This window comes from Streptomyces sp. NRRL S-495 (assembly GCF_000966955.1).
Taxonomy (GTDB): Bacteria; Actinomycetota; Actinomycetes; order Streptomycetales; family Streptomycetaceae; genus Kitasatospora; species Kitasatospora purpeofusca.
Genome location: NZ_JZWY01001007.1, coordinates 1 through 7,561 on the forward strand (window position 1 = coordinate 1; position 7,561 = coordinate 7,561).

The window sequence follows — 7,561 nt, forward strand, 5'->3', positions numbered from 1 at the left end:
TCCGGGACCCAGCAGGCCAGCACCCGCGGCGCCGTCCGCTCGTCGTCCGTGGAGGGGGCCATGTCAGACCACCGCCAGCGACGACCGGCCCGCCGGCACGGCGGGCGCGTGGTCCCGGGCGGCCGGGTCGGCGACCCGCACGGCGCCGTGCGCGTCCGGCAGCCACAGCCCCAGCCTCCGCTCGCGTGCCGCGGCCCCGCGCCCGCCCGCGAGCACGACGACCCGCCGGGCCCGCAGCCGCCCGCGTCCCTGTCCCAGGCCCTCCCACGAGCGGGACGCCACCCGCAGCCGCACGCGCGCGCCCGGCCACGGGCCGTCCACCACCAGCGCGCAGCTGGCGCGCCGCGCCACCGTGACCAGCCGCTCCGCCACCCGGGCGTCGACCGGGCCGGCCGGGCGCAGCAGCAGCAGCCCGACACCGTCCGCCAGCGCCAGGGCCGCCTGCGCCCACCGCTCCCCCGGTGCCTCGACCACCACGAGGTGTGCCAGGTCGATGCCCAGTTCGGCGGCGGCCAGCAGGCCCAGTCCCTCGAATCCGAGCGCCGCGCACCAGGTGCCGGATGTCGTCGCGGCCGCGGCCAGTGCCAGCAGCAGCGCGGTGCCGCCGCCGCTCACCGACACCACCGCGCCCGGGCGCAGCCCGGCCTCCGGCAGGAGGCTTTCGAGCGCGGGCAGCACCGGTACCAGCGGTCCCGGACGGGACAGCTGCAGCTGGGGCGCCAGTGCGGCGAGGGAGGCCTCCACAACTCCAGAATCGAACATGCGAGCGAAAAAGGGAAGCCGGGGCTCCGGTTCCCAGAAATCGTTCACTCGTTCTAACCAGGGGATTACCGCAGGTAGCGGGCAGGGTGGAGGAGGCTGGATCGGCCGGGGCCGCTGCGGAGCGCGCGGCTGGTGTCCTCGGCCACTGGACCTAGACCGTTCGCCACCGAAGGTTGACCAACACTCGTTCCTGACATTGAAGGTTGACCGCCCAGGTCAGCGCGTTGCCCCAGTATCGTTCCTCCATCTCCCGTTCGCGGCGGTCGCATTGCTGCAGGGCCCGGCAGGGGCCTGGACACGGTGCAGGCCGCGCAGGACATCGGCGTCGGCAATGCCACGGTTGAGCAGGTGGTGGGCGATGGCGGTGGTGTGTGCCCAGCAGTCGCGGACCAGGTCGTCGACCTGGTCGTAGAGCGTGGCCATCTCGATGTGGTCGTGGCCCGGTGGTGTGTCCGAGACTCGGTCGGCGCCCCAGGTGAAGTAGACGGGTCGTGCGGTGGTGAGCATTGCCATCCTCGCCTGGTCACCCGCGCTGCCGAGGAGGTCGTTGAGGAACGCGGTGCGTGGAGTGAGGAGTTCCTGCTCAGCAAGCCAGCGGTGGGCGGCGCGGACACCTGCGGCAAGGAACAGCAGGACGCTGCGGACATCCGCATCAAATGGGCCGAGGGCGGTGTGTCCCAGGTGCGCCATGTCTTCACCTGCCCCGAGCCCGGGAACCGCAGCCGGGTCGGCGTAGAGGTGGACAGAGTTCACGGGCAGCCCCAAGGCCATGCCCACCGCGGCATGCCCGGCTTCGTGGTGAGCTTCCCGGAAGCGCGCCTGCTCCCAGGTCAGACCGCCCGTCATCAAGTCGGCTCCGTGCACCCCGGCGGGGAGCTGGCTCCAGTACCGAGTGCGCACCACGCGGCCATTGACACCCACCTGCATCCACATGGACGTCATTCTGCCGCCCCCGCCGAGCAGTAAGCCGGATCAGCAGAATGCCGGTCTGGAACGTAGCTAACCGGGTGGCGCACTGACCTGGGCGGTCACCCTTCAGTGTCAGGAACGAGCGTTGGTCAACCTTCGGTGGCAAACGGTCAAGGTTCAGTGGCAGAGGACAGCTGGCCGGTGCTCACACCTGTGTCGGAGCCGGTTGTCCCGTCTCAGGCGATCTGGTCCATGTCTCAGATGATCTGGTCCGATTCGCTCGTCGTCTCAGATGATCTGGTCCGTTGGTGCTGCTGTCGGTGAGGGGTGGCAGGCTGCGCCCATGAGTTATGACCTTGCTGTGCGGGAGGGCGAGCGGCCGGCGGATGACGCCGCTGCGGCCCTGTGCTTCACCGATCTGTACGACCGGTACATCGACACGGAGGAGCCTGCGGTTCCCCCGGTGGAGCGAATAGCGGCCTTCGTTGCGGCGCTCTTGGAACGGTGGCCGGATCTCACCGAGGACGAGGACGACATCTCGCCGTGGTCGACGGGTCCGCTGATCAGGGAGGCCCGCGGCCCGCTGATCTACTTCCCCATGCGCTGGAGCATGGCGGTGGAGGCATCGGCCTACGCGGCGGGGGTTGCTTCGTCGATGGGCCTCAACTGCTTCGACCCGCAGGCACGGCAACTCCGGCCCTGACGACGGCCCGGGAGCGGTCGGACCTTTGCTGGCCTGCGTCGACCAGATTGTTTGAGACGGGTTGTCACCCTTTCGCGTGACGGTATCCGGCTCTCGGCCACGGTGGTCCGCAGGGTGCTCCACCCTCGCAGTGACGGGGACGATCCCGGCAGGGCGGAGGTGTTCGTGGACGGGTCCGCAGTGGTGGCCTCCGCCCGGGAGTACGCCTCGGGCGTCGAGGTCGGGTTCGTCGACACCGACGGCGTCGAGCGTTCCGGTCCGTTGGCGTGCTGGTGGGCAGAGCCCTTCGAACTGGCATTGCCAGTGCGGCCGTTCGCCTCGTTCAAGGGGCAGAAGAACTTCACCGGCGAGTACTGGGCGGCGACCTCGCGGACCCACGTGGGCTACGAGTCCTGGGTGGAGAGAGACGCGGCGATGGCGCTGGACTTCGATCCCGCTGTCGTCGCGCTGGCCTCCCAGCCCTTCCGCCTTGCCTGGACGGACGGGGAGCGGGAGCGCAGGCATACCCCGGACTACTTCGCCCGGTTGCTGGACGGCACAGGTGTCGTTGTCGACGTGCGACCGGAGAACCTGGTCGACGAGGCCGCCCTGGACGCCATCCTGGACGGCACCGAGAAGATCACCCGCGCCAGCCTGGAAGCCGTCGACCTCGACGAGAGCGCCGAACAGCAGAACCTGCCGCGCGCCCGCCAGCGCCGCGCCCGCGAAGCACGAAGGACCGCATGACCAGCCACCTGCGGACCCTCCCCATCGCGCTACCGCCCGTCCACCGCGAGACGATCGGCTCCTACCTCAACCGACTCGCCGACGCCAACCACCTGCCCATCGGCCACCTCTCGTTCCTGATCGGCCCCAACCGCCGCCACCGGCGCGACGACAACCGGGTCGGTTACTGGACCCCCACCGCCCTGCGCCGGCTGGCGGCTCTGACCGGCCAGAGCGTCCCGGCGCTGATCCACGCGATGCCAGTCCTGGCCGACGTGCGCGAACCCGCGCAGCACCGCCAGCGGTTGGCCATCGAAGAACTGGCCGAGCCTCGCCGGCGCCCCGCCTGCCGTCTCTGCATGGCCCGTCGCGGCATTCACGGGCTCGTCGTCCGCAGTACCCCGCACCACGAAGGGGTCTGCCTGCGGCACCAGCGCTGGCTCCACGGCGGCGACCAGCACCACCTCGACGCGCTCCCCGAGATACTCCACGCCGACCTGCGGCACCGCCGGCTCGTCCGCCGCAGCACGGCCCCCTTCATCGCCGTGGACTACCAGTGCGCCCGCACGATCACAGCGGACTGGTTCCGAGCGTCCGAGCCACCCACCCTCCGACAGCGCTGGACCCGACGCCTGCACGCCATCGCAGAGGACCCCTACGGAGATCCCCACCGCCCCACCGAGGACCGCATCGAACTCGCCACCTACCCCGAAACAGTCGCTCTGACCGGCCTGTTCTCCTCACCCCACTGGCACGAGCGCAACGACCTGCACACCGAAGCCGCACGCCGTCTGGCGATCGAAACCCAGGCCCTGCCGCCCGACCTCACCGCAGGCCGGCCCGGCTAGAGCTCGCACGGCAACGCGGCGGACAATGATCCGCATGACAGCCGCATCCCCCGCTTCCCGCCTGGTCACGGCGGCCGCCCGCGAGGTCCTCCGGCCGCTCGGTCTCCAGCAGCGCGGAAGATCACGCACATGGATCGACGACCACGGCTGGTGGCTGGGCATTGTCGAGTTCCAGCCGGGCCGGAACGACGGCAGCTATCTGAACGTCGGCGTGATGTGGTTGTGGCAGGACAGAAACCATCTGGCATTCGACGTCGGCGGTCGTGAGCCCGGATTCGAGCGGTTCGTGAACCCCACCCAGTTCGCCCACGACGCACAGAGCCTCGCGCGGCGGGCCGCCGACCTGGCGTTGGAGAACCGGGCCAGGTTCATCGATCTACTCTCCACCACCGACTTCCTGACGTCACAGAAGCCTCGCCCCGGCTACTTCTGGGACAACTACCACGCCGGGATCGCCGCCGGACTAACCGGTGAGATCGCCATCGCACGGCGACGCTTCGACCACGTCCTGGCCGAGGATGCTTTCGCGCCTTGGATGATCCGAGCTCAGGAGTCCGCCCGGCAACTCCACGGCCTGGCAGGAGACCCCGAAGCCTTCCGGAACTGGGCGACGGCAGCCACCACCTCCTGCAGGCAGCAACTCAAGCTCCAGACCTGGGAGGCAGCAACGACCAGCGGCAGCTACTGGAGCTAACTCACGTGCCGAAACTGCCACGCTCGGTGAGAATCCCGCCGGTGACGTCTCAGTCGAACTGACGCACCCCAGCTCAGAGCCAACACAGCCGCCATGATCGACGAGACACCCGATCCTCCAGATTTGATCCCCGACCTCAGGACGGGTCGCCCTCGATCTGATTCTCATCAGACCTGACACCTCGCAGGTCAGGGCACATTCAGATGACGCGCTGGATGAGACGGGACAGGCTATGCCGCGCCGCGCAGCAGCGACCCCTCATTGCTCGCTGTCCACGGGGCGTGCGCGGAGCCACGCTGCCCCGAACTCGTCCGGGTGGATTTCCTTGTCCGCCCACTCGGGGTCGAAGAGGTCCACGGCCGGCGGATTGAACGGCCAGTCGTCGGGGCCGCTTTTCAGGGCCGTTCCGTCTTCGGCGAGCTCTACCTGGCGCAACCTGCGGCCGTCGGAGTCGACCTCCAAGAGGTAGGTGGTCGGTTCGTCGCCTTCGCCGTCCCAGTGACGCCGAAGGATGCTCCTGTCCGCGAGCGCGCCGAACCCGGGGCGGTCGCGCTGCGCGTCACGCTTGGCCCGCAGCCCGTCCAGCCCCGGAGGCATGGTCGGGTCGTCGATATCGACTTCGGGCAGGTCCGAGTCGGCCCGCTCGACGACATCCGGACGGGCGACCACCTCGACCTCCGCGAAGGTCTCCAGGACCTCCCGGGCCGATCGCGCGTGGACCCACCACCATGCACCGCCCATGCCGTAGTCGTGCAGGACGAGAAAACGCGACTTCGGCGCGGGGGCAGGGCTGGTCATACCGGCCGAGATTAGTTGAGCGAGATCAGGTCCGAAACTTCGCATGTCGTGGCCGGTTGAGCGACAGGCCGGCGAGCAGACGGCAACGGACCAGATCAACCGAGACGACCACCCGCATCCACACCCGCGGGACCAGATCAACTGAGAAACCCGGCATTCTGACGTCTCAATCGATCTGGTCGTCGCAGGTCACAGCCCTGCCGGCAGACCAGATCGATTGAGACGGGACAGTTTGCGACTCCGTGGTCGCACGAAGAGCCTGGTGAACCTCTGCACGGCCGCGAGGGCCCCGGGAGCCACCTGATCCGCACCTGGTTGAATCGGCGGATGAGTGAGACCTCCGTCGACCTGGGAGTCGTCGCCGCGCCGTCCGGTGTGCTGGTCCTGGGGACGGCCGGCTCGATCGACCAGTGGCCCGAAATCGGCGATCCGCTCTCCGTGCGGGCGCTGGACGCGGCAAGGTTCGGGGGCGGTCACCTCCACGAGCCTGCGGACGGGCCCAGCAGCGAGTGGTGGTGCGAGGCCGTCGCGGTGCCGGCCGCCACCGACCGGCCACTGAAGGTGCGCGCCGAACCGTGGGTCTCCTACGACGGGCCGGTGATCTCCGTCCTGGAGGTCGACCTCGGCCTGCGGTCGACCGGTGCGGCATGGTCCTCGGGGACGCGCGCGCCCTGGACTCGTTCGTCGGACTGAACGGTGAATCCGTCGACGGACTCGCCGACGTCACCTACTGGGGGAAGTACGCGGACGACGCCCACGCCCGCTTCGGCGGCGAACGGACACCCCAGCACGGCGGCCAGGGTCCCTACGGGCGGCTCGACCTCCCGCTGCGCGAAGCCCACGAGTTCGCCGACCGGATCCGGAGCCGGGGGCCCCGCGCCGGTCTGATGGTCTCCGTCGACGCGCACAGCCACTTCCACCTGCTCGACCGGGCCGGTCAGATCCACCCCCTGCTGGCCGGACAGATCGAGATCGACGGATGCCAGGTGCTGGGCCTGGGCTGGGACCCCGGGGACCATTCCATGCGCCACCGAGGCGAACGAGCCTGGGACCAGGTCTACGCGGTCACCCTGGAACAGGCCGGCACCACCACCCTGCTGCGCTGGACCATCCCCACCGAAGCGGAAGAACCGGACCAAGCCGAAAACTGACGACGCACCCGGCCGCGCGCTCCGACGGCGGGACGACTGCCACACTCGGACGACCCCGCCTCGCAAGGTGCCATGCTCCGGATTCGCAAACCACTGAGCCGAGACACGACAGTTGGAACCAGGACGGTCTGCTGACCTGGCAGGTCTGACCCTGCGGGACACGCTTGTTGGAACCATCAGGTCATGCCTCTTGCAATCTGCGGTGGATTGCCATTCATGATGGAACCAGTTCCGGACATCCCGGGTTCGCGGCGAAGGTGGCTCGACCAGCGCAGCAGCACCTGGGCCGAACTCGCCCGTCCAGGCCGAATCCATCACTTCACGGCACTACGCGGAGTCCTGCTCCAGCATGCCGAGCATCTCATCCGAAAGATCGACAGCGTTCAGGCCGACCCTTGGCCCAGCTGCGGATAGCCGATCTCGGAGATGTCCTGGGCCAGGTCCGCCAAGCTGATCTCAGGGTTCAGCAGCGATACGAGTTCCTGGCTCAGCGGCCGCAAGGCATGAACCTGACTCACCGCCCCCAGGTCGATGGAGACCTCGTAGTAGTCCTCGGCGAAACGCTGGAACGCTTCCGGAGAACGGTCGACCAGGAGGCCAAACAGGCTCGTCGCCCCGTCAGGATCGACAGCACCCTCGGGGAAGTCGATCGTTCCGTGGTGCCACCGCTCGTCCGTCGGCGCCCGCCACAAGCAGGCCGTCACGACCGGCACGTCGTCCTCGTCAGTGAACGCCGGCTCCTCGACGAAGGGCCTCCTCGACGAAGGGCCTGAAGAGCTCGGGAACCTCGTCGATCACTCCCGGCCAGGCCTCGCCATCGTTGCCGAAGGGGCTCATCGGCGATTCGTGATCAAAGCCCCGCGCATAGGCCCCGGCCTCCGAGAACACGATCGAGTACTCGTCTCCCGACCCGTTGCGCATCGACGCCATCTCCTCACCGTCGGCCCAACCGGCATTGAAGGAGTAGTACCGGCCCTCCCAGTCCGGGCTC

10 protein-coding genes and 1 pseudogene are annotated in these 7,561 nt (G+C 68.9%); 6 read left to right on the forward strand and 5 right to left on the reverse strand.

The features are described 5' to 3' along the window. Positions 1-63: 63 nt before the first annotated feature. Both VR45_RS37870 and VR45_RS37875 read right to left on the reverse strand, forming a co-directional pair. Entirely contained in the window at positions 64-744 is a 681-nt protein-coding gene (locus tag VR45_RS37870) for a hypothetical protein (RefSeq protein ID WP_052709688.1), read from the reverse strand. A gap of 234 nt (positions 745-978) precedes the next feature. Next, positions 979-1,695 (reverse strand): hypothetical protein, encoded by a 717-nt coding sequence (locus tag VR45_RS37875; protein WP_045944492.1) that lies wholly within the window; start codon positions 1,693-1,695, stop codon positions 979-981. 319 nt (positions 1,696-2,014) lie between these two features. Here VR45_RS37875 and VR45_RS37880 point away from each other — a divergent pair, with 319 nt between their 5' ends. The 4 genes from VR45_RS37880 (at position 2,015) to VR45_RS43100 (ending at position 4,621) form a co-directional block, all read left to right on the forward strand. Then, positions 2,015-2,374 (forward strand): hypothetical protein, encoded by a 360-nt coding sequence (locus VR45_RS37880; RefSeq protein WP_045944495.1) that lies wholly within the window; start codon positions 2,015-2,017, stop codon positions 2,372-2,374. Positions 2,375-2,539: 165 nt separating this feature from the next. Beyond that, the gene (locus VR45_RS46390; protein WP_234326563.1) at positions 2,540-3,100 is read left to right on the forward strand and encodes a TnsA-like heteromeric transposase endonuclease subunit; all 561 of its coding nucleotides are present in this window, start codon (positions 2,540-2,542) and stop codon (positions 3,098-3,100) included. Then, positions 3,097-3,927: a TniQ family protein gene (locus VR45_RS37890; protein WP_045944493.1), complete on the forward strand. Its 831-nt coding sequence runs from the start codon at positions 3,097-3,099 to the stop codon at positions 3,925-3,927. Before VR45_RS46390 ends, VR45_RS37890 begins: the two co-directional genes overlap by 4 nt. Before the next feature lie 34 nt (positions 3,928-3,961). Then, a complete protein-coding gene (locus VR45_RS43100; RefSeq protein WP_159394512.1) occupies positions 3,962-4,621 on the forward strand; it encodes a hypothetical protein in 660 nt (219 codons plus the stop codon). Positions 4,622-4,879: 258 nt separating this feature from the next. Here VR45_RS43100 and VR45_RS37900 read toward each other — a convergent pair whose 3' ends face one another. Continuing rightward, positions 4,880-5,419, reverse strand: a complete 540-nt coding sequence (locus VR45_RS37900; RefSeq protein WP_199926085.1) for a hypothetical protein — start codon at positions 5,417-5,419, stop codon at positions 4,880-4,882. Positions 5,420-5,746: 327 nt separating this feature from the next. On the opposite strand from VR45_RS37900, the gene VR45_RS49585 reads away from it, so the two are divergent. After that, positions 5,747-6,112, forward strand: coding sequence for a hypothetical protein (locus tag VR45_RS49585; protein ID WP_045944494.1), 366 nt, complete (start codon positions 5,747-5,749; stop codon positions 6,110-6,112). Beyond that, on the forward strand, positions 6,067-6,570 hold the full coding sequence (locus VR45_RS49590; RefSeq protein ID WP_234326564.1) for a hypothetical protein: 504 nt from the start codon (positions 6,067-6,069) through the stop codon (positions 6,568-6,570). The genes VR45_RS49585 and VR45_RS49590 overlap by 46 nt, the downstream gene beginning before the upstream one ends. 383 nt (positions 6,571-6,953) lie before the next feature. Here the strand turns inward: VR45_RS49590 and VR45_RS50895 are convergent, their stop codons facing one another. After that, complete coding sequence (locus VR45_RS50895; protein WP_199926086.1) at positions 6,954-7,283, reverse strand: hypothetical protein; 330 nt, start codon at positions 7,281-7,283, stop codon at positions 6,954-6,956. Between the two features lie 10 nt (positions 7,284-7,293). Next, positions 7,294-7,561, reverse strand: a pseudogene (locus VR45_RS50900) (hypothetical protein); the annotation flags it as partial.